General features: G+C 54.2%; 1 protein-coding gene. It reads right to left on the bottom strand.

Features of this window, described 5'->3' with window-relative positions; translation table 11 throughout:
• Positions 1 to 5 precede the first annotated feature (5 nt).
• Positions 6 to 312 (bottom strand): IS66 family insertion sequence element accessory protein TnpA (gene tnpA / locus IV91_RS18555; RefSeq protein WP_031599160.1); only part of this gene is annotated, 307 nt, incomplete at its 5' end.

The following is a 312-nucleotide window of genomic DNA, read 5'->3' as shown; positions in this document are numbered from 1 at the left end:
GAACATCAGTTTCTGGTGAGGGTCAGTACCACCCCACCACCCAGATCGAGTTTGAGTTCAAGGATTCCTGTCCGGGGTTGAGGTTCAGGGGCAGGCAGCGTACCCAGATCCAAAAACCCTACGGGTAGCATCTGGCTGATGGCAGGGGAAATCTCATTGCGAAATACCCCTTGCCAACGTACCAACCGGGATGAATTTAATCCCTTATCCCGACAGAAACTCTTGCAGTCCTGACCACTGGTCAGAAACTCGGACACGAACCCCTGCCAGTCCTGCCTGCTGTGGCGAATTCTCCTGCTACGCTTGGTTTCC

The organism is Ferrovum myxofaciens, from assembly GCF_000735045.1.
GTDB lineage: Bacteria > Pseudomonadota > Gammaproteobacteria > Burkholderiales > Ferrovaceae > Ferrovum > Ferrovum myxofaciens.
The sequence above is the reverse complement of the archived record's forward strand: the minus strand, read 5'-3'. Positions and strand labels throughout refer to the sequence as shown.